The following is a 20,860-nucleotide window of genomic DNA, read 5'->3' on the forward strand; positions in this document are numbered from 1 at the left end:
CAGATTAAAGGAGCGGGGATTGTCTGACAATACGAATCTATTGCATTCGTGTATTCACGAGATACGCGGCGGGCGGGCGGGGCGCTTGCGGAGAGAAAAAAGCCCCGGCGACAGGGCGCGCGCCGGGGCAAGGTTAGGCTTACTGCAGATCGAAGCGGTCCAGGTTCATCACCTTGTTCCAGGCCGAGGCGAAGTCGCGCACGAACTTCTCCTTGGCGTCGTCTTGGGCATAGACTTCGGCCAGCGCGCGCAGCTGCGAGTTGGAGCCGAAGACCAGATCGACCCGGGTCGCCGTCCATTTCAGCGCGCCGCTGGCGCGGTCGCGGCCTTCATATACGTCATGCGCGTCCGAAACCGGCTGCCACACCGTGCCCATATCCAGCAGGTTGACGAAAAAGTCATTGCTCAGCGCTTGCGGCCGCTGCGTGAACACGCCGTGCCGCGATTGGCCGGCATTGGCGCCCAGCACGCGCAGGCCGCCCACCAGCACCGTCATCTCCGGCGCGCTTAAGGTCAGCAACTGCGCCTTGTCCACCAGCAGCGCTTCCGCCGGGGCGGTAAAGGCTTTTTTCTGGTAGTTGCGGAAACCGTCGGCTTGCGGCTCCAGCACGGCGAAGGACTCGACATCGGTCTGGTCTTGCGACGCGTCGGTTCGGCCGGGGGTAAACGGCACGTCCACCGCGAAGCCCGCAGCCTTGGCCGCGGCTTCCACCGCCGCGCAGCCGCCCAGCACGATCAGATCGGCCAGCGATACCTTCTTGCCGCCGCTCTGCGCGCGATTGAAGCCCTGGCGGACTTCGTCCAGCGCGGCCAGCACCCGCGCCAATTGCTCGGGCTGATTGACTTCCCAGTCTTTCTGCGGCGCCAGGCGGATGCGAGCGCCGTTGGCGCCGCCGCGCTTGTCCGAGCTGCGGAAGGTGGAGGCCGATGCCCAGGCGGTGGAGACCAGCTCCGCGATCGACAGGCCGGACGCCAGCAATTTGACCTTCAGCGCGGCGATATCCTTGGCGTCGATCAGCGGGTGATCGACTGCCGGGATCGGGTCTTGCCAGATCAGCTCTTCCGCCGGCACTTCCGGGCCGAGGTAGCGTGCTTTCGGGCCCATGTCGCGGTGGGTCAGCTTGAACCAGGCGCGGGCGAAGGCGTCGGCGAAAGCTTGCGGGTTTTGGTGGAAGCGGCGGGCGATCGGTTCGTAGATCGGATCGAAGCGCAGCGACAGATCGGCCGTGGTCATCATCGGCGGATGCTTCTTGGACGGATCATGCGCGTCCGGAATCATGTGCTCCGGCTTCACGTTCTTGGCCACCCATTGATGCGCGCCGGCCGGGCTCTTGGTCAGTTCCCACTCATAGCCGAACAGCACGTCGAAGTAGCCATTGTCCCAGCGGGTCGGGTTCGGCTTCCAGGCGCCTTCAATCCCGCTGGTGGTGGCATGCGCGCCTTTGCCGGAGCCGAAGCGGTTGATCCAGCCCAGGCCCTGCGCCTCGATCGGGGCGGCTTCCGGCTCCGGCCCCACCAGCGCCGGGTCGCCCGCGCCGTGGGCTTTGCCGAAGGTGTGGCCGCCAGCCACCAGAGCGACGGTCTCTTCATCGTTCATCGCCATGCGGGCGAAGGTTTCGCGCACGTCGCGGCCGGAGGCTACCGGGTCTGGATTGCCGTCCGGACCTTCCGGGTTGACGTAGATCAGGCCCATTTGCACGGCGGCCAGCGGATTTTCCAGTTGGCGGTCGCCTGCGTAGCGGCTGTTCGGCTTGTCGCTGGTGGCCAGCCAGGTCTGCTCAGCGCCCCAGTAGATGTCTTCTTCCGGTTGCCAGATGTCCACGCGGCCGCCGGCGAAACCGAAGGTATTGAAACCCATCGATTCCAGCGCGCAGTTGCCGGCCAGGATCATCAGATCGCCCCAGGACAGCTTGTTGCCGTACTTTTGCTTGATCGGCCACAGCAGGCGGCGCGCCTTGTCCAGGTTGCCGTTGTCCGGCCAACTGTTCAGCGGCGCAAAGCGTTGGTTGCCGGTGCCCGCGCCGCCGCGGCCGTCAGCCGTGCGGTAGGTGCCGGCGCTGTGCCAGGCCATGCGGATGAACAGGCCGCCATAGTGGCCCCAGTCCGCCGGCCACCACTCCTGCGAAGTGGTCATCAGCGCGTACAGGTCTTTTTTCACGGCGGCCAGGTCCAGCGTCTTGAAGGCCTTGGCGTAGTCGAAATCGCTGCCCAGCGGGTTGGACGCGGGCGCGTGCTGGTGCAGAATGTTCAGATTCAGTTGATTGGGCCACCAATCCCGGTTGCTGCGGGTGCCTGCCAGTGTCTTGCCGGCATGGGCGGAGGTGAAAGGGCATTTTTGTTCCTGGCTCATAGTGTTCTCCTTGCGTGGGGGGCAATGGGATGACTTGCTGAACCTAGGTTAGTTGCCAAACCATCGTCTGGCTATTGAGTATGTTTTATCGAGTCAATTTCGCAAAGCTATCGGTTAATTTCGATGGTTATAATTTAGCTATTGATGGTTTGCCGTACCGGCGCGACAGCTTGGCAAACGTCAACCGCCGCTTCCGCAAGCGGCGTTAAGCCGTCCTGGCCGGCATGCTCAATCCAGCAGCGTGGTTTTCTTCAGCATGTCGTTCGGCAGCTTGATATGCCAGCGATCCAGCCCTGAGCGGCTGAAAATGAATGTGCCTTCCGATGGGATGGTCGGGAAGATGCTGGACGGCGGCTTGTGATGGATCAGGATGGATTTGGCGATGGAGGCTGCGGCCTGGCCTTGTTCCGCCCCCGTCAGCACAATGCCGCCGATGGCGCGGTTGGGCCCCACGGCAAAGCTCCAGAACGCAAAAACCGGCACTGGCGTATGCTGCATGGTCCATTGCATGACCTCATCGCCCGGCACATAACGACCGTTGCGGTCATGCAGCGCGAAATACAACCCGACCCAGATGGCGCGGTACTTGTCTTTGGCGCTGGCAACGATCTGCTGCCAGTCTTCGAAGGTGGCGGCTTCCGCCATCATCACGTCGAACATGCCTAATTTGATGGCCGGCAGATTATCGAAGCTTTCCTGCTCAATCACGTCCGCCGTCATTTCCTTGTCGAACAGAATCAGGATGTTGTGGGCGTTTCCGGGAGCAAAGGGCGCAATGCTGAGGATGTTGCGGGAGAACAAGGGACGCTCCAGCACGCCGGTCACGTTTTGCTGAGGGGTTTTGAAGTATCGTCTGGGATTGTTGTTGATGCCGAGATACACCACAGGAATCTTGTTGTCGATCATGGCGCCCACAAACTCCAGCGAGGCGTCGTCGCCGGCGATGACCAGATCCGGCTTGTCATGATCGATGAGGCGAACCAGCCTGCCCGCCGTCGCCTTGACCTTGTCCGGCTTGTCCACCTTGGAGTTCAGTTCGAAAAAAGACAGCGCCGCCAGCGGCGCCAGTTCGGTTTTCAGCACTTCTCGGTAGGCATGGCTCCAGGCGTACTGGTCGGAATAGCTGTCTATCACGTAGATGCGCTTGAGGCCTTGGGCGCAGATCTGCGATGCGCCCAGCAGCAGAATCAGCAAGAGTGTCAGGGATTTCATAGGCAAATCTCCATTCCCTTGCGGACGAATGTCTGGGTGGCAGGCGGTGTATTGTGTTGTTTTAAATCATGTTAGGCGGTGTCGCGTGTTTTCTCTAGCCGACGGCAGCCTGTCGTGCGGGCAAAGCGTCATTTCACCGCCCCATCCATGCCGCGCATGAAGTAGCGTTGGCAAAACACAAACACGGCCAGCACTGGCAGGATGGCCAGCACCGCCCCGGCCGCCACCATGCGGGTGGAGGTGGCGAAGGCGCCCTTCAGGTACAGCACGCCGACGGACAGCGGGTACAGGTCCGGCGTTTTCAGCACCACGCTGGGCCAGACGTAGACGTTCCACGACCATACCAGAGTAAAAATGCCCAGCGTGGCGAGGTAGGGCCGCGCCAGCGGCAGGCAGATGCGCCAGAACACCTGCCAATCATTGGCGCCGTCCATGCGGGCGGCGTCGACGATTTCGTCCGGGATATCCTCGAAGGCATGCTTCATCAGGTAAATGCCGAAAGCCCCGGCGATGGACGGCAGCACCACGCCCAGCCGGCTGTCGTCCAGTCCCAGCCGGGTGATGGTGACGTAGTTGCTGATGAAGTTGATTTCGCTGGGCAGGAGCAGCGTGGCGATGATGGCGTAGAACACCAGTTGCCGGCCGCGAAAGCGCAGCTTGGCCAGCGGGAAGGCCGCCAGCGCCGATACCGCCAGCGTGCCCAGCGTGGTCAGGCCGGAGATGCATAGCGAGTTCCACAAGAAACGCCCCAGCGGGATGGCGTCCCAGACGGCGGCAAAGTGCTGCCATCCGGCATCCTTGGGCCACAGCGGCGGCGGGAAGTCGAACACCTGCTCGCCATTGCCGACGGCGATGCCCAATGTCCAGATGAAGGGATAGCAGCAGGCGAAGGACAGCGCCAGCAGCAAGATGAAGTCGGGCAGGCGGCGCAGCAGACGGCGCGGGGCGAGGCGGGATAGGGCGAGGGTAGCCATGCGGTTCTCAGCGGTGATCGGCGCGGATCAGTCGGAAATTGAGCCAGGCCAGCAGCAGGCAGACCAGCGTCAGGATCAGCCCGGCGGCGCTGCCGCGGCCGAAGTCCAGCTGGTTGAAGCCCTGGTGGAAGGCGTAGTACAGCGCGGTGTAAGTGGCATTCATCGGCGCGCCGCGCGTCATCACCAGCACTTCCTCAAACGCTTTCAAGGCGTCTAGCGTGGAGATCAGGCTGCAGAACAAGATGGTGGGCTTGAGCATGGGCACGGTGATGCGCCAGAAGCGCTGCCAGCGGTTAGCGCCGTCCAGCCGCGCCGCCTCCTGCATCTCGGCCGGGATGGCCTGCAGTCCGGCCAGGTACAGCACCATGTAGTAGCCCAGGCCGCGCCAATAGGTGACGAACATCACCGAATACAGCGCCAGGTCTTCGTCGCTGAGGAAGCCGATATCGCGCTCCGGGGCCAGCAGCCGCAGCCAGTGCAGCGCGCTGTTGAGCACGCCGTAGTCGGCGTACATCCAGTTCCACATGATGCCGACAACGGATACCGTGGTGATCACCGGCAGGTATAGCGCGGCGCGGAATAGCCGGATGCCGGGCAAGGCCTGGTTGACCAGCAGCGCCAGGGCGATGCCGGACAGCTGGATGGCCGGCACCACCAACAGGTAGCGCAGCGAATTGGCCATGGCCTGCCAGAACACGGGGTCGTCCAGCAGGTAGCGGAAATTGTCCAGGCCGGCCCATTGCGGCGGCGAGATCAGATCGTAGCGGGTGAAGGCGACGTAGCTGCCGAACAGCAGCGGCCAGAAAGTGAACGCGCCCATCAGCAGCAGGGCGGGCGACAGAAACAGCCAGGCGTTGCGGGATGAGGTCTTCATCGTGCATTCCGTGTACTGCGCGGCGGAAAAAAGCCCCTCCGGCAGACGAGGAGGGGCAAAGAGAGGAGGGATAGGCGCGGCTGTCCTTATTTCAGCTGCCGGTTCCAGAACGCCGCAGCGTCGTCCAGCGCTTTCTGCGCGTCCTTCTTGCCGATGACGGCGGCTTCTACATTGTCGACCAGGTTTTTCTTCAAGTCGGCGACATTGGGCACGCCGGTCAGCACCAGGGTGCGGATATTGCGCGCTACCTTGGCGCCCTGGATGCGCGAATCCTCTATGGCGCCGCCGGCCGAGGTCTTGATGAAATAGCTGTCGGTCAATGCCTTCTGGGTAGACGGGAAGGTGGCGCCGGTCACTTTGGCGAAGGCCAGCTGTTGGCTGTCGCTGGTCAGGAATTTGGCGAACTTCACCGCTTCGGCCTGGGTTGGCGCCGGCAAGCCCTTGGATACGGCCCAACTGAACAGGTAGCCGCCTTGGGCGATCTTGGTCGGCCCCAGCGGCGCCGGCTGCACCACGGTGACGGCGTAGATGGCGCGGGCGTCGCTCTGCGTGCGCTGCGCGGCGGTGGGGGCGGTTTCCATCATCGCCAGCCGGCCGCTGTTGTACAGTTTGACGCTGGCCTGGTAGTTGTCGTCGGCGAACAGATTGTCCTTGGCCAGCGCGCCGGCCTGGTAGGCGTCGGCGAATTTGCGGATCAATGCGACATGGCGCGGACTGTTGAACACGGCCTTGCCGTTTTCGATCAGCGGCAGGCCCTGGCCCAGCATGATGCCGTCTATCTGCCCCAGCTGCGGCAGCAGGCCGGGCACGCCGGTCTTGGCCTTGATGGTCTTGGCCAGCGCCAATTCCTGCTCCAGGCTGGTCACCGGCGCGTGCGGGTCCAGCCCGGCCTTTTTGAACAGCTGGCCGTTGATCGCCAGGATATTGATATTGTTGTACCACGGCAGGCCGTACAGCTTGCCGCCGAAGCTCAGATCGGCCAGCGCGTTCGGCAGATAGGCGGCCTTGTCCGCGCCCAGCGCGGCATCCAGCGGGATCAAAGTGCCTTTTTGCGCGTACTTGAACAGCCGCGGCACATCATGGTTGACCAGCGCCGGCGGCTTGCCGGCGGCAATGGCGGCGTTCAGCTTGGTCTCGAAATTCTCGTTGAACACGTCCACCCACTGCACTTCCACATTGGGGTGTTGCGCTTCGTAGCTTTTCTTCACATTGGCGAAATAGCCGTTGAAGGTCGGTTGCAGCGAGTCGGTCCAAAATTCCAGACGGATTTTCTCAGCATGCGCAGCGGCGCTCAGCCCGCAAGCGAGCAGGGCCGCGCTGGCGAATGCCAGACGGTAGGCTTTCATATTCATCTCCTCCTGTGTTGTGTCAGCGGCGCAGCAGCAGCAGCGCGCCGCTGGCTGAATCGCCCTTGGCGGGCGTCAGCAGTTGGCGGAAGCCAGGCGGCAGCCAGTCGCGCAAGGCCTGGCCCAGCCCGCCGCATAAGGCGACCGGCAATTCGCCGGCGGGGTCCAGCGCCCGGGCGATGGCCCAGGCGTCTTCCCCTGCCTGGCGCAACAGCGCGTCGGCCTCCGGATCCGTGCGCGCCGCGGCGAAAACCAGCGGCGCGAGTTGGGCGACACGCGCCGGATTGGCCTCGCTGTTCCAGCGCATCATCGCCTGCCAGTTGCCGCCGACGAATTCCAGCACGGCGCGGGTAAGAGGGGTATGGGTATAGCGCCCATCCAGCGCCATTTGTGTCAATTGCGCGGCGCGCTGTCCCAGCCAGGCGCCGCTGGCTTCGTCGCCGCTGGGATACCCCCAGCCGCCTACCTCGCGGTGGCTGCCGTCTGGATAGAGCGCCTCGCCTACGCTGCCAGTGCCGAGGGCGACGATGACGCCGGGCTGGCCGCCATGCGCGCCCAGCAGGGTGGTGTAGCCGTCGGTAGCCAACTCCAGTCGGGCGAAATCCGGCGCGCGCTGGCGGAATTGCCGCGCCCACTCTGGGTTGTTCGCGCCGGACAGCCCGAGTCCGATGGCGCAATCGGCGTAAGGCGGCAACACTTTTCCTATCTCGCCGAAGGCGCGCTCCAGCAAAGCCAGGACGGTGCGCCAAGCCGGTTCTATGCCCTGGGCCAGCGAGGAGCCCGGTCCTTCCGCCTGGGTCAGCGGGCGGCCATCCGGAGATTCGATGCGCAAGCGCGTGCCGGTGCCGCCGCCGTCCACGCCAATCAGGTAGGGAGTGGAATTGTCCATGGAGGATATGTCCCGTCGCCAAAAATGACAATTGTATTTATGATTGGAGCATTGCTGGATTATTTCGTCAACTTGATTTATTTAAATGCGGCATTCATGTCATTCGCTTGCCGGCCAGCTGTGGCGCTTGCGATACTGCCGTCATGAAATCCACCGTTATCCGCCCGGACGCCCTGACCGTGTCCGGCACCAACCTTGAGCACGCGCGTTCGCACAACCGCCGCGCCGTGTTGGAAACCGTGCGGCTCAACCGCCAGTTGACGCGAGCCGACCTTGCCCGTTTGACCGCGTTGACGCCGCAAACCGTGTCCAATATCACGGCTGAATTGCTGGACGCCGGCATGCTGCTGGCAGGCGCGCCATTGCGCGGCGGAGCGCGCGGCCAGCCTGCGGTGCCGCTCAGCATCAATCCGGATGGCGCATACTCCATCGGCGTGCAACTCGATCATCAGACCATGATCGCGGTGGTGTCCGATCTGGCCGGCCGAGTCCGCGCGCGGACGGAGCGGGCGGTCCATCGGCCCGATCCTCAGACCGCGCTGCCCTTGATCGTGCAGATGCATGATGAATTGAGGCGCGCATCCGGACTCGATTGGACGCGGCTGCTGGGAATGGGGTTTGTCATGCCGGGGCCGTTTGGCGTGGAGGGCATGACTTCGGTCGGGCCCACAACCTTGCCTGGCTGGGAGGCGGTGGATGGCGCATGGCTCAGCCGCCGACTGGGCTTGCCGGTGTTGCTGCAGAAGGATGCCACCGCTGCCGCCATCGGCGAGCGCCTGTACGGCATGGCCAGCGAATTGCGCAATTTCATCTATCTATTTATCGGCACAGGTTTGGGCGCCGGCTTGTTTCTGGATGGCCGCTTGTATACCGGCGGCCGCGGCAATGCCGGCGAAGTGGGCCACATGATCGTGCAGCCGGGCGGCCGCCCTTGCGAATGCGGCAATCGCGGCTGTTTGGAGCGCTATGTTTCGCTGCGGGCGCTATATGAAACGCTGGGCGTGGCCGATGGCGAATTGGCTACGCCGGCGCACCTGTCCGGCCTGCCGATTGCGCAAAACGGCGAGCGCTGGCTGGATAGCGCGGTGGGGCCGTTGCGCCAGGCGGTGAATATCTTGGAGTCGCTGTTGGATATCGAGGCGGTGGTGATCGGCGGCTTGCTGCCGCCGGATTGGCTGAATGCATTGGTCGAGCGCCTGCATCCCTTGCCGGTATCGATTCGCCACCACGACGGCGAGCGGCTGCGGTTGGGCAGCGCTGGCCGCGATGTGGTGGCCTTGGGCGCGGCGGCGCTGCCCATCTTCGATGAGTTCAATCCGCAGTACGAGGTATTGCTGAAAAACGGCCGCGGCTGACCGGCGCGCGTCGGCAGATCCATCACGATCCGGAGGAGACAAGAATGGCATTGCGGTTCCTGTTCAATCACTTGGGTTTTGAAACCGGGGCGGACAAGAAGGTGCTGCTGCAGGGCGAGGCGGGAGCCTGCGTGGACGGCGTGGCGGCGCTGGACGACACGGGGCAGGTCGTGCTGCGCTGCCCCCTGCATGCGCTGGGTCCGGCAGAGGGCTGGCCGGACTGGCATTACTGGCAGGCCGATATCGGCGCGCTGAGTCGGCCCGGCGTCTATCAGTTATGGCTGGAGGGTATTACGCCGCCGGTGGTGTCGGCGCCGTTCGCGGTGGCGGATGGGCTTTACGGCCCGGCTTTGCTGTCTGACTTGCTGTTCTATTTCAAATCTCAGCGCTGCAGCGGCCTGTACGATGCTGCGGATCGTGCCGCACCGGAAGAGGGTGGCGGCGAAAGGCGCGATGTCCACGGCGGTTGGTACGATGCCTCCGGCGATTGCTCCAAGTATCTGAGCCATCTGTCTTACGCCAATCATCTGAATCCGCAACAAACCCCGCTATTGGTGTGGAACCTGATCCGCGCCCGTCTGGCGCAGCCCGGCCACGGCAAATGGTTTGACGAACGGCTGGTGGACGAGGCCTTGCATGGCGCGGATTTTCTGCTGCGGATGCAGCACCCCGACGGCTATTTCTACCAGACGCTGTTCGATGGCTGGAGCAAGGATGAGCATAAGCGCAGCTTGTGCGCCTACGCCACGCAGCAAGGCTTGCGCTCGGCGGCGTTTCAGGCTGGCTGGCGCCAGGGCGGCGGCATGGCCATCGCCGCGTTGGCGGCCGCCTCGCGCTTGCCGCGCGATGGAGAGTTTGCCCGGGAAGCCTATCTGGAAGCGGCGCGGCGCGGCTTCGCCCACTTGCAGGAGTATGGCCAGGCGTATTTGGCCGACGGCAGCGAAAATCTGATCGACGATTATTGCGGCCTGCTGGCCGCTTGCGAACTGCATGCCGCCTGCGGCGAGGCCGAGTATGCCGATGCGGCCGCCGAGCGCGCGGCCTGCATGCTGGACCGTCAGCACGATGCCGGCTGGTTCTGGCTGGATAACGAGCGGCGATACAGCTATTGCCACGCTTCCGATACCGGCTTGCCTTATTTGGCATTGGCGCGTTATCGGGAAGTCTTGCCGGAGGGGCCGTATGCGGCCGCGGTCGAGCAGGGCTGGCTGTATGGCCTGCTGGGCGAATTGGAGCGCACGGCGCGGGCGGGCAATCCTTTCGGCTACCCGCGGCAGTGGGTGCAGCGGCCGGGCGAAGAGGCGAGTTCGAGGTTTTTCATGCCGCAGCGCAATGCCAGCGGCTACTGGTGGCAAGGCGAGAACGCCAGGCTGGCGTCGCTGGCGGCGGCGGGCTGGCAGGCCGCGCGGTATTGGCCGGAGCATGCGATTGCCTTGGGCGGCTATGCCCAAGCGGCGGTGGACTGGATATTGGGCCGCAATCCATTCGATATGTGCATGTGGCAGGGGCATGGCCGCCGCCATCCGCAATACGAGCCGGGCTATTTCAATGCGCCGGGCGGCGTGTGCAATGGCATCACGGCCGAGCCGGGGCGGGATGACGGGGTGGCTTTTTTTCTGCCGGAGCAGACGGACATCAGCCAATCCTGGCGCTGGAGCGAGCAGTGGCTGCCGCACGGCGCCTGGCTGTTCCTGGCGCTGGCATTACGTCAGGCCTGAGTGACGCAGAGCAATGAAAAACGCCACCGTTTGAACGGTGGCGTTTTGTCTGGCGAGCAGGCGGATTACTGGGCGCTGCTGCGCGGGCCGCGGTTGCCCTGGTAGCCGCCTTCGCGGCGCTGGCCTTGGTAACCGCCTTCGCGGCGATTGCCCTGATAGCCGCCACGATTGCCGCCATTGCCGCGACGATCGCCGTAACCGCCCGGCTTGCCGTTGCGACGCGGGCCGCCCTTGGACGGACGACGAGTCGGCTCCATGCCTTCGATCACGCCTTCGGTGATGGAACGCTTCAGGTATTGCTCGATGCGGCGCACCTTGTGCGACTCTTTCGCTTCCGCCAGGGTGATGGCGGTGCCGTCGCGGCCGGCGCGGCCGGTACGGCCGATGCGGTGCACGTAGTCTTCAGCTTGCTTCGGCAGGTCGAAGTTCACCACGTGGGTGATGGTCGGCACGTCGATGCCGCGAGCGGCCACGTCAGTGGCAACCAGCACCTTGATGCGACCGCGGCGCAGGTCGTTCAGGGTGCGATTGCGCCAGCTTTGCGGCATGTCGCCGTGCAGGCAGGCTGCGGAGTAGCCCTGATCGGACAGCTTGTCGGCCAGCTCTTCGGTATACGCCTTGGTGGCGGAGAAGATCACGCACTGGTCGAAGCCGGATTCCTTCAGGATGTGATCCAGCAGGCGATGTTTGTGGTTCAGGTCATCCGCGTACAGCAGGTGCTCGTCAATGGTGCCGCCCGAGGTTTCGGTGCGGGCGATCTCGATGCGCTGCGGTTCGCGGGTCATCTTTTCAGCCATGCGGCCGACGATGCCGTCCAGCGTGGCGGAGAACAGCACGGTCTGACGGGTTTCCGGCGTAGCCTTGACGATGGCTTCGATATCGTCGATGAAGCCCATGTCCAGCATGCGGTCGGCTTCGTCCAGCACCAGCATTTCCAGGCGGGAGAAGTCGATGCGGCCAGAGCGCATGTGGTCCATCAGGCGGCCCGGCGTGGCCACGATCAGATCGATCGGGCGGGACAGGGCGCGAATCTGGAAGCCGAAGGAGGAGCCGCCCACCAGGCAGGCGGTCTTCATCCAGCGCAGGTCCTTGCCATATTCCAGCGCGTTCTTCTCAACTTGCTGCGCCAGTTCGCGGGTCGGGGTCAGCACCAGTACGCGCGGGCCTTGGCCCTTGCCGGTGGAGCGTTCCGACAGCTTGGTCAGCGCGGGCAGCAGGAAAGCGGCGGTCTTGCCGCTGCCGGTTTGAGCGGAAACCAGCAGGTCGCGGCCAGCGATGGCGGCCGGGATGGCTTCGGCTTGAACCGAGGTCGGGGAGGTGTAGCCGGCAGCTTCCAGAGCGCGCAGGATGGTCGGGGCGATGCCCAGATCGGAAAAGTTCATGTATATCCTTTCAGGCCGGATGATGCCGGCGTCACTTATAGCCAGATTTCGTGGCGGTTATACGGCGCCTTTGGGCCGTAAATCATCGGCACTAACCTGGCAAGCGGCGAACAGCGGTCCAGTCGAAAGCGACATTATTGCTTGGACGAAGCCTGGAAAGGGTCAGGGACGATGAAAACACACTCGGGCAGAGGCGTGGTGTGGGTTTGCCCGGTGAAAATGCAAGAGAGCGGACTATACGGTAAATATTGCCCCGTGGCAATAGTTTTTCGCAGTTTGCAAGGATAAGTGTTTGATTGTGTATGGCTTGGTTTCCCGCTTTCGTGAAAAAACGGCAGCTTCGGCCGAAGGCGGGCGTTCTATGGGGCATCGGCCGCTGTGAGGCGGTGCCGCCTGAGTCAATCTCAAGGCGGCGAGCGCCGGCTTGGGCGAGGGGGGCGCCGTTTGCTACAATGCCGCCTTTTTTGTTTCGCAAGGAATCATGGGAATGCAATACGCTGTGCAGCGCTACGCCGCCACCCGGCCCTGGGCCAGACGGATCGCCCAGCTTTACGCGCAGGCCATTCAGGCCGCCGAGGCCAGGGCGCAGATGAAGGATGTGATCAAGCGGGAGCTGGAGCGGGCGGCGCAGGTATTCGACATTCCCCAGTCGGCCATCGTGACTGAATTGGCATTGGCGGAAGCGTGGGGGCATTTCGCGCGCCATGGGCGCGTAGTGTCGCATCTGGACGCGTCGTTGGCCGACGCGTTGGCGCATACCCGCCAGCCAGGCAACCTGCCGGATACGCTCAGCCTGCCAGCCGATGCTTTCTTTCTGCATGTGCCGTGCGAGGGCGGCGCTTTCATCACGCATCAGCCGGAGCGGCGCGCCCTGTTGCTGACTTTGGTGCGGATGGGTTTTGCGCCGGATGGCGTCAACTGGCTGCAGGCGGCGGATCAGGTTGAGTTGGTGCGGGTGGAGTATCCGGGCGAGTTGGCCCCGCAACTGAAGGAAGTGGCGGCCGAGTGGAATGGCTTGTTGGCCTCGGTGTTGAATGGTCTGGCGATGATGACCCAACCCAGGCTGAAGCTGGTTCGGGAGTGGGAATCGGCGGCGCCGTCGGAATGGGTGGCGGCGGTTGCGCATCCTAGCTGCGCCAAGACCCGGCAGAAGGCGCGCGGCCAGTTATTGAAGGCGGGGTTCGGCGAGATTACCTTCTGCCGCGTCGAGGATTTGCCGGCTCAGGCGGCGTATGGGGCGCAAGGTTATTGGCGCCGACAGTCTTTTGGCGAGGACAAGGCGCATTCGCGCCTGGTGTGGGTGGCGCCGCGCTAGTGCTGGTTGGCGTTTGCGGGCGATCCGCGCTGCAAGCGTCAACCGTTCCTAATATTCATTGAGCAGGCGGCGGACCAGTTCGCGCATCTGCTCGATATCGAATGGTTTCTCGCAGCAGGCGGCGATGCCGGCATCTTCCAGATCCTCCTGGCTGGCGGGTTCGTTCTGGCTGGTGATCATCAATACCGGGGTGCCTGGTTGCAGCTGGCTGTCGCGAACGTAGCGGGCGAAGTCCAGGCCGTCCATGCCGGGCATGTGGAAGTCGGTGATGATCAGTTTGAACGGCTCCTGCTCCAGGTATGGTATGGCGGTTTCTGCGCTGGCGGCTTCGCAGAAGTGTTCGAAGCCCAGCTTCTCCATCACTTGGCGGATGTGGTGGCGCGAGGTCTGGCTGTCGTCGACGATCAGCACGCTCATCAGCGCCATGTCCGCATCGACTTCCGCGCCCAGGGTGGCGCAGTTGATGAAGCTCATGACGCTTTGCATCGCTTGGGCTAGCTGAGGGCCATCGAAAGGCTTGGGCAGGATCGCCAGGCTGCCGGCCTGGCGTATGGTTTCCAGGCGCTCCGGGTTGGTTTCGCTGCTAATCAGTATGAAGGGCAGGTCATAGAGGTCCGAGCTGCCGCGCAGTGTCTGGACCAGATCGCTGCCTGTCATGTCCGGCAGGTGATAGGCGCTGATCACCAGATTGGGACGGCGTTCCCTGGCCTGGCTGATCAGTTCCTCTCCCGTCGCGTGCACTTCAACTTGGCGCGCTCCCAGCTCTTCCAATGCCTTGGTGATGATTTGGGCTTGTACCGGCGATGGTTCCGCCAGCGTGATCAACAATTCTTCCAGGGCCAGCATGGTCCACTCCCACTTTTCCCTGACTACATTATTGACGGTTTTGGCACGATTTGGCGCGGTGGGCAAGCAAAATCCTTGCATGAACCCCTGAATTTGCCGTTAAGGCGGATGAGCGGCAAGTTTTGCCGCTGTGAAACGACACAAGTTTGCCGTTTTGCGATCCATTCTTTGTAATCAATGGCTTGGCTGGATGATTTTTCCTGGCACGGTTCGTGCTTAATGGTTGCCGTCAGTCAGGAGACGTTCATGTTAGACAAGATTGCCCACTATTTCGATTTCCAGCAGCGCGCGCTGAATCTGCAGGCCTATCGGGCCGAAGTGATAGGCAGCAATGTGGCCAATGCGGAAACGCCGTATTACAAGGCGGTGGACTTCAATTTCAAGGCAGCCTTGCAGGCGCAGACGGAGCAGCAGGGGCGCTTGTCCTTGGCGGTGACCGATCCGCGCCATATCGCCAGCGCGCCGGAAGACTCGGCTGCGGTGCCGCTGCAGTATCGCAGCGCCGTGCAGCCTAGCCTGGACGGCAATACGGTGGACATGGATGTCGAGCGCGGCGCGTTTGCCGACAATGCCTTGCAGTATCAGACGACGCTGGCGTTTTTGAATAAGCGGATCGGCGGACTGAATGCTGCGATCCAGGGTAACGGCACGGGAGGTTAGGCTTAAATGTCCTTGTCGAATCTGTTCAATATTTCCGGGTCGGCGCTGTCGGCGCAGTCGATGCGGCTTAATGTGGTGGCGAGCAACCTCGCCAACGCGGAAAGCGCAACCAGTTCCACCGGGCAGCCGTACAAGGGACGCCATGTGGTGTTCACGGCGGTGCCGGTGGATAGCGCGCAGCCCCACGTCGCCGGCGTGCGCGTCACCTCCGTGGTGGAAGACCAGACGCCGCCGCGTCTGAAGTATGAGCCGGGCAATCCGCTGGCCGATGAACGCGGCTACGTGACGATGCCAAATGTGAATGTGGTGGAGGAGATGGCGGACATGATCGCCGCCTCCCGCGCGTATCAAAACAATGTCGAAATGATGAACACAGCCAAGACCTTGCTGCAGAAGACCTTGCAGCTTGGCCAGTAAGCTTTTCCAGGGAGATGGCCATGGCCACTAGCGGCAGCTTCAACTACGGCAATTTGAACAACCAGCCGGCGCCGGGCGCTACCAGCATTCAGGCGGCCAACGGTTCGGCCGGCGGCAACGCGCAGTCGGCAAGCAGCGCGCAAAGCATGCAGAGTAATTTTCTGACCTTGCTGACCGCCCAGCTGAATGCCCAAGATCCGCTGAATCCGATGGACAACAGCCAGATCACCAGCCAGATGGCGCAGATCAGCCAGGTGGCCGGCATCCAGTCGCTGAATCAGACCATGCAGCAACTGGTGAATGCCCAAAGCGCCAATCAGTCGATGATGGCGGCCAGCATGATAGGCAAGAACGTGCTGGTGGCGGGTAGTAGCTTGCAGACGCCGGCTGCAGGGCAGACGACGCAGGGCGGCGTGATGCTGAATGGTCCGGCCTCGTCGGTGCAGATCAATGTGTTGGACAAGAACGGCAACGTGGTGGCGACCCAGTCGATTGCCAGTCCGGTGAAAGGGATGAATACCTTCACTTGGGACGGCACCGACGGCAACGGCAATGCCCTGCCCAAGGGCAATTACACCTTCCAAGCCAAGGTCAATCAGGCCAGCGCAGGCGGCACGACCGCGGCGACTGCGTACAACACGCAGCAGGTTCAGGCCGTATCGTGGGTGAATGGCGCGCCGATGCTGGTGCTGCCGGGCAATGCGCAGGTTTCGTTGTCCAGCGTGGCGCAAATGTCCTGATTCGCCGCCCTGCGGTGACATGGTTAGAGTTCAAGGAGTACGAAAATGGGTTTCCAGCAAGGTTTGAGCGGTCTGAACGCGGCATCGGTTCAGCTTGACACCATAGGCAACAACGTCGCCAACGCCAGTACGGTGGGCTTCAAGAGTTCGCGTACCGAGTTTGGCGACTTGTACGGCCAGACTTTGTATGGCATCACCTCCACGACTCCCGGCATTGGCGTGCAGGTGCAAGGCATCACGCAGAACATGACCAATGGCAATATCGAGACCACGGGACGCAGCCTGGACCTGGCGATCAACAATAGCGGTTTCTTCATTGTCCAGACGCCTAACGGCAATCAGGCGTATACCCGCAATGGCGAGTTTCAGGTGAACAACCAGGGCTATATCGTCGGCACCTCGGGCAATTATCTGCAGGGCTGGACGGCAAATGCCGCGGGCGGGATTTCCTATGGTCCGGTGGGCAAGCTGCAACTGACCAATACATCGATTTCCCCGGTGCCGACTTCCAAGCTGTCCTTGGCGGTGCAATTGAATTCCAACAGCACGACGCCGACCGGCACCGGCATTCCGCCGTACAATAACCCTGCGGTGAGCACGTCGTACAACTGGAGCAATAACCAGACGGTTTACGACAGCCTCGGCAACTCCCATCAGATGGTGTTTTACTACACGCTTACCTCGCAGGCGGCAACGGGCAATACCTGGACGGTCAACGCCTATGTCGACGGCAATCAGGTGACGTCGACCGGCACCTATCCGCTGACATTGGGCTACAACACCAATGGTTTGTTGTCTACCGTCAACGGCGCCGCGCCAGGCGCCGTGCCGCTGTCGTTCACCATTGCGCCGCCCAATGGCAGCTCCGCCTCGACATCGCAGACCGTCAACGTCAACTTCGCCAATTCCACGCAGATCGCCCAGCAATCGGCGACGTTGTCTGCCACTCAGGACGGCATCGCGCCCGGAACCTTGCAGAGCATCAATATCTCCAGCAACGGCACCATCCAGGCCAGCTTCTCGAATAGCCAGACCAAGACCATAGGCCAGGTGGCACTCGCCAACTTTGTGAATCAGCAAGGGCTGCAGGCGATGGGCGGCAACTTGTGGTCGGAAACGAATAACTCCGGCACGCCGACCACCAACGTGCCTGGCACGGGCAATACTGGCACCTTGTCTGCGGGGCAGGTAGAGGACTCCAATGTCAACCTGACCAACGAGCTGGTGAATATGATCACTACGCAGCGCTACTATCAGGCCAATGCGCAGACGGTGAAGACGCAGGACACGCTGATTCAGACCCTGCTGAATATCTGATCGACCCACTAGAGACTGAAGCATGGATCGAGTGCTGTTTCTGGCCATGACCGGCGCCAAGCATGAAATGTGGCAACAGGCCACCACTTCAAACAACCTGGCCAACGTCAACACCAATGGCTTCAAGGCCGATCTGGCGGCGTTTCGTGCGCTGCCGGTGCTGGGCGATGGCGCGCCCACCCGGACCTATGTGGTGGACAACACCATCGGCTTCGATGCCAGCCAGGGCAGCTTGCAGCATACCGGCAATCCGTCCGACTTCGCCTTGGGTTCGCCGGGTTTCTTTGCCGTGCAGGGGCCGGATGGCCAAGAGGCGTATACCCGCGACGGCGGCTATGTGCTGGATCCCAATGGCCTGATGCGTACCCGCGCCGGCTTGATGATCATGGGCGATGGCGGCCCGATCACCGTGCCCGCCGGCTCGCAGGTGCAGTTGGGCGCCGATGGATCGGTGCTGGCGATTCCGCAGTCCGGCACCAATCGCACGCCGCAACTGGTCGGCCAGATCAAGATGGTCAATCCGGGGCCCAAGGACGTGTACAAGGGCGAGGATCGTTTGTTCCACGTCAACGGCGGGGGCACGCTGCCGGCCAGCGCCGATGTCAAGCTGGTGCCGGAAACGCTGGAGGCGTCCAACGTCAATTCGGTGGATGCGCTGGTGCAAATGATTTCGCACGGCCGGCAATATGAAATGAATATCAAGATGATGCAGACCGCGCAACAAAACGATCAGCAGGCTGCGCAGTTGTTGTCGATGAGCTGACGACAAGCAAACGAATAAAGAAATAGGTAAATCGCCATGATGCGCGCACTGTATATCGCCAAAACCGGCATGGATGCCAGCCAGTTCCAACTGGATGTGGTGTCCAACAACCTGGCCAACGTCAATACCATAGGCTTCAAGCGCAGCCGGGGCATATTCGAGGATTTGTATTATCAGACGCTGCGCCAGCCCGGAGGGCAGCTGGCCAACGGCAATCTCTTGCCGTCCGGCCTGCAGGTCGGCACCGGCGCGGCGGCCGTCGCCACCACCCGCATTTTTGCCCAGGGCACGCCGCAGCAGACCGATCAGCCGCTGGATTTGCAGATCAATGGCGACGGTTTTTTCCGCATCCTGCAGGCGGACGGCACCACGGCCTATACCCGCAATGGCCAGTTTCAGCGCGATCCGAACGGCAATATCGTCAACATCGATGGCTTGCAGCTGAACCCGAACATCAATATTCCGGCCACCGCGCAACAAATCACGGTCTCGCCCGCAGGTGTGGTGCAGTACACGCTGGCCGGCGCCACGGCGCCGCAAACCGCGGGCACAATCTTGCTGACCACCTTCATCAATCCGCAAGGCTTGCAGAGCCTGGGCAATAATCTGTATCTGCAGACCGCGGCGTCGGGCGATCCGCAGGACGGCAATCCCCAGACCGATGACCGCGGCACCATCCGCTCCGGTTTTCTGGAGTCGTCCAACGTCAATGTGACTGAGGAATTGGTCAATATGATCACCGCTCAGCGTTCTTATGAGATGAATTCGCGCGCGGTGACGACGGCGGATCAGATGCTGCAGAAACTGAGCAACTTGTAATACGGCTTGGCGGCGATGGGCCGCCTGTCGGGATGGGAGTAAGACCATGAAGATCAAACTGGCGATGATGGCGACTGCCGTTATGGTATTGGCCGGTTGCGCAGTGCAGGAGCCGCAACTGGTGCAGGGGCCTACCACCGCGCGGCCGCAGCCTAAGCCAGTAGGCTTGCCGGCCAATGGCTCCATCTTCCAGGCGGCCAGCTATCGGCCGATCTTCCAGGATGCAATGCCTATCCAGGTAGGGGATACGTTGCAGATCACCATCCAGGAAAACTCCTCGACCTCGCAGTCGGAGCAGACCACCGATACCCGGACCTCGTCCCTGACCTCCGGCATCAATGCCGGCCTCAAGATTCCTTTCTTGCCTTCCGGGCTGGCGAGCGGTCTGGGGGGCACCAGCTTCAACGGCACAGGCTCCGCCAACAATACCGGCAAGGGCAATAGCCAGGTTGCTACCACTTTTGTCAGTTCGATCACCGTCACCGTCATCGATGTCTTGGCGAATGGCAATCTGGTGGTCAGCGGCGAGAAGCAGGTGAGGATCAACAGCGATACTGAGTCGATCCGCCTGTCCGGCGTGGTCAATCCGCGAGACGTGGCGCCGGATCGCACGATTTCATCGTTGAAGGTGGCGGACGCGCGCATCGAACAGCAAACCAAGGGCAACAACCGTCTTTACAATGAGCCGGGTTGGCTGACCAAGTTCTTCATGTCGTTGCTGCCCATTTGATGGCGGCAGCGGGAGTGGCGTAATGAAAAGATGGATTGTCATGGCCAGCTTGTTGCTGGCCTCGCTGCCTGCCCTGTCCGCGCAGCGGCTGAAGGATATCGCCAATATCGGCGGCGTCCGTCCCAACCAATTGATCGGCTATGGTTTGGTGGTGGGCCTCGATGGCAGCGGCGACAAAGTCACCTCGTCGCCGTTCACCGGGCAAGCCATGATCAATATGCTGAATCAACTCGGCGTGCAAGTGCCGCCAGGCACCAAGATTGATCCGAAGAACGTGGCTGCGGTGTCCTTGACCGCCACGCTGCCGCCGTTCGCCAAGCGGGGCCAGGCCCTGGACGTGACCGCTTCGTCGATAGGCGATGCCAAAAGCCTGCGCGGCGGCACTTTGCTGCTGTCGCCGCTGAAGGGCGCGGATGGCCAGATCTATGCGATGGCGCAGGGCAATGTGGTGGTGGGCGGCGCCGGAGCGTCGGCCGGCGGCAGCTCCACCCAGATCAACCAGCTGAGCGTGGGCCGCATTCCAGCCGGCGCCACGGTGGAGCGCGAGGTGCAAACCGCGCTGGGCGACGGCGAGTTCATTCATCTGGAACTGCAGGATGCCGACTTCACCACGGCTAACCGCGCAGTTCAGGCCATCAACAAGGTGTTCGGCGCGGAAACCGCGCGCGCGGTCGATGGCCGGCTGATCGAGGTGCGGGCGCCGTTCGACAACAATCAGCGGGTGCAGTTTCTGGCGCGAATGGAAAATATTGCCGTCGACCCGGCAGATGTTTCCCCCCTGGTCATCATCAATGCCCGCACCGGCTCCATCGTGATGAATCAGGCGGTGACGTTGGGCGCCTGCGCCGTCTCGCACGGCAATCTATCGGTCACCATCAATAATACGCCGCAAGTCAGCCAGCCCAATCCCTTGTCCGGCGGCAAGACTACTGTCACCAATCAGGCCGACATCACCATCAACAGCACCAGCGGCAAGGTGGTGGGTTTGAAGGGCGGCGCCAATCTGGCTCAGGTGGTCAATGCCTTGAATGCGCTGGGCGCGTCTCCACAGGATCTGATTTCCATTCTTCAGGCGATGAAGTCGGCCGGCTCGCTAAAGGCCGATCTGCAAATTATCTAATCTTTGGCATGTTTCTTGCTTTTTGTTAAATCA

At 62.3% G+C, this 20,860-nt stretch carries 19 protein-coding genes; 11 read left to right on the top strand and 8 right to left on the bottom strand.

The features are described 5' to 3' along the window. Window positions 1-139: 139 nt before the first annotated feature. The 6 genes from katG to C2134_RS07815 all read right to left on the bottom strand — a co-directional run bounded on the left by katG (window position 140) and on the right by C2134_RS07815 (window position 7,645). Window positions 140-2,350 (bottom strand): catalase/peroxidase HPI, encoded by a 2,211-nt coding sequence (katG, locus tag C2134_RS07790; RefSeq protein WP_103318965.1) that lies wholly within the window; start codon window positions 2,348-2,350, stop codon window positions 140-142. Window positions 2,351-2,578: 228 nt separating this feature from the next. Continuing rightward, complete coding sequence (locus C2134_RS07795) at window positions 2,579-3,562, bottom strand: ABC transporter substrate-binding protein (RefSeq protein ID WP_103318967.1); 984 nt, start codon at window positions 3,560-3,562, stop codon at window positions 2,579-2,581. A gap of 128 nt (window positions 3,563-3,690) precedes the next feature. Continuing rightward, the gene (locus C2134_RS07800) at window positions 3,691-4,536 is read right to left on the bottom strand and encodes a carbohydrate ABC transporter permease (RefSeq protein ID WP_103318969.1); all 846 of its coding nucleotides are present in this window, start codon (window positions 4,534-4,536) and stop codon (window positions 3,691-3,693) included. A gap of 7 nt (window positions 4,537-4,543) precedes the next feature. Beyond that, entirely contained in the window at window positions 4,544-5,410 is an 867-nt protein-coding gene (locus tag C2134_RS07805; RefSeq protein ID WP_103318971.1) for a carbohydrate ABC transporter permease, read from the bottom strand. Window positions 5,411-5,496: 86 nt separating this feature from the next. After that, window positions 5,497-6,756 (bottom strand): ABC transporter substrate-binding protein, encoded by a 1,260-nt coding sequence (locus C2134_RS07810; protein WP_103318973.1) that lies wholly within the window; start codon window positions 6,754-6,756, stop codon window positions 5,497-5,499. A 22-nt stretch (window positions 6,757-6,778) separates the two neighbouring features. Continuing rightward, window positions 6,779-7,645 carry a glucosamine kinase nucleotide-binding domain-containing protein gene (locus C2134_RS07815; RefSeq protein WP_103318975.1) on the bottom strand — a complete coding sequence of 289 codons (867 nt, stop codon included), beginning with the start codon at window positions 7,643-7,645 and terminating at the stop codon, window positions 6,779-6,781. A 143-nt stretch (window positions 7,646-7,788) separates the two neighbouring features. On the opposite strand from C2134_RS07815, the gene C2134_RS07820 reads away from it, so the two are divergent. Then, window positions 7,789-9,000, top strand: coding sequence for an ROK family protein (locus tag C2134_RS07820; RefSeq protein WP_103318977.1), 1,212 nt, complete (start codon window positions 7,789-7,791; stop codon window positions 8,998-9,000). A gap of 44 nt (window positions 9,001-9,044) precedes the next feature. Then, on the top strand, window positions 9,045-10,718 hold the full coding sequence (locus tag C2134_RS07825) for a glycoside hydrolase family 9 protein (protein WP_233196389.1): 1,674 nt from the start codon (window positions 9,045-9,047) through the stop codon (window positions 10,716-10,718). Window positions 10,719-10,783: 65 nt separating this feature from the next. Here the strand turns inward: C2134_RS07825 and C2134_RS07830 are convergent, their stop codons facing one another. Beyond that, complete coding sequence (locus tag C2134_RS07830) at window positions 10,784-12,100, bottom strand: DEAD/DEAH box helicase (RefSeq protein ID WP_103318979.1); 1,317 nt, start codon at window positions 12,098-12,100, stop codon at window positions 10,784-10,786. A 487-nt stretch (window positions 12,101-12,587) separates the two neighbouring features. Here C2134_RS07830 and C2134_RS07835 point away from each other — a divergent pair, with 487 nt between their 5' ends. Beyond that, entirely contained in the window at window positions 12,588-13,415 is an 828-nt protein-coding gene (locus C2134_RS07835) for a hypothetical protein (protein WP_199179896.1), read from the top strand. Between the two features lie 48 nt (window positions 13,416-13,463). Here C2134_RS07835 and C2134_RS07840 read toward each other — a convergent pair whose 3' ends face one another. After that, complete coding sequence (locus C2134_RS07840; protein WP_158248720.1) at window positions 13,464-14,261, bottom strand: response regulator; 798 nt, start codon at window positions 14,259-14,261, stop codon at window positions 13,464-13,466. Window positions 14,262-14,507: 246 nt separating this feature from the next. On the opposite strand from C2134_RS07840, the gene flgB reads away from it, so the two are divergent. Genes flgB through C2134_RS07880 form a run of 8 tightly spaced genes read left to right on the top strand, consistent with a single transcriptional unit; the run spans window position 14,508 to window position 20,827 of the window. After that, on the top strand, window positions 14,508-14,921 hold the full coding sequence (gene flgB / locus C2134_RS07845; RefSeq protein ID WP_103318986.1) for a flagellar basal body rod protein FlgB: 414 nt from the start codon (window positions 14,508-14,510) through the stop codon (window positions 14,919-14,921). A 6-nt stretch (window positions 14,922-14,927) separates the two neighbouring features. After that, window positions 14,928-15,338, top strand: coding sequence for a flagellar basal body rod protein FlgC (gene flgC / locus C2134_RS07850; protein ID WP_071108316.1), 411 nt, complete (start codon window positions 14,928-14,930; stop codon window positions 15,336-15,338). A gap of 20 nt (window positions 15,339-15,358) precedes the next feature. Beyond that, window positions 15,359-16,078, top strand: a complete 720-nt coding sequence (locus C2134_RS07855; protein ID WP_158248721.1) for a flagellar hook assembly protein FlgD — start codon at window positions 15,359-15,361, stop codon at window positions 16,076-16,078. A gap of 45 nt (window positions 16,079-16,123) precedes the next feature. Continuing rightward, complete coding sequence (gene flgE / locus C2134_RS07860; protein ID WP_103318991.1) at window positions 16,124-17,395, top strand: flagellar hook protein FlgE; 1,272 nt, start codon at window positions 16,124-16,126, stop codon at window positions 17,393-17,395. A 22-nt stretch (window positions 17,396-17,417) separates the two neighbouring features. Beyond that, window positions 17,418-18,158 carry a flagellar basal body rod protein FlgF gene (locus tag C2134_RS07865; protein ID WP_043622140.1) on the top strand — a complete coding sequence of 247 codons (741 nt, stop codon included), beginning with the start codon at window positions 17,418-17,420 and terminating at the stop codon, window positions 18,156-18,158. A 36-nt stretch (window positions 18,159-18,194) separates the two neighbouring features. Further along, window positions 18,195-18,977, top strand: a complete 783-nt coding sequence (gene flgG / locus C2134_RS07870) for a flagellar basal-body rod protein FlgG (RefSeq protein ID WP_043622143.1) — start codon at window positions 18,195-18,197, stop codon at window positions 18,975-18,977. A gap of 46 nt (window positions 18,978-19,023) precedes the next feature. Further along, complete coding sequence (locus C2134_RS07875; protein ID WP_103318993.1) at window positions 19,024-19,707, top strand: flagellar basal body L-ring protein FlgH; 684 nt, start codon at window positions 19,024-19,026, stop codon at window positions 19,705-19,707. 22 nt (window positions 19,708-19,729) lie between these two features. Beyond that, the gene (locus tag C2134_RS07880) at window positions 19,730-20,827 is read left to right on the top strand and encodes a flagellar basal body P-ring protein FlgI (protein WP_103318996.1); all 1,098 of its coding nucleotides are present in this window, start codon (window positions 19,730-19,732) and stop codon (window positions 20,825-20,827) included. Window positions 20,828-20,860: the final 33 nt, after the last annotated feature.

It is taken from the genome of Chromobacterium sinusclupearum (genome assembly GCF_002902845.1).
GTDB classification, from domain to species: Bacteria; Pseudomonadota; Gammaproteobacteria; order Burkholderiales; family Chromobacteriaceae; genus Chromobacterium; species Chromobacterium sinusclupearum.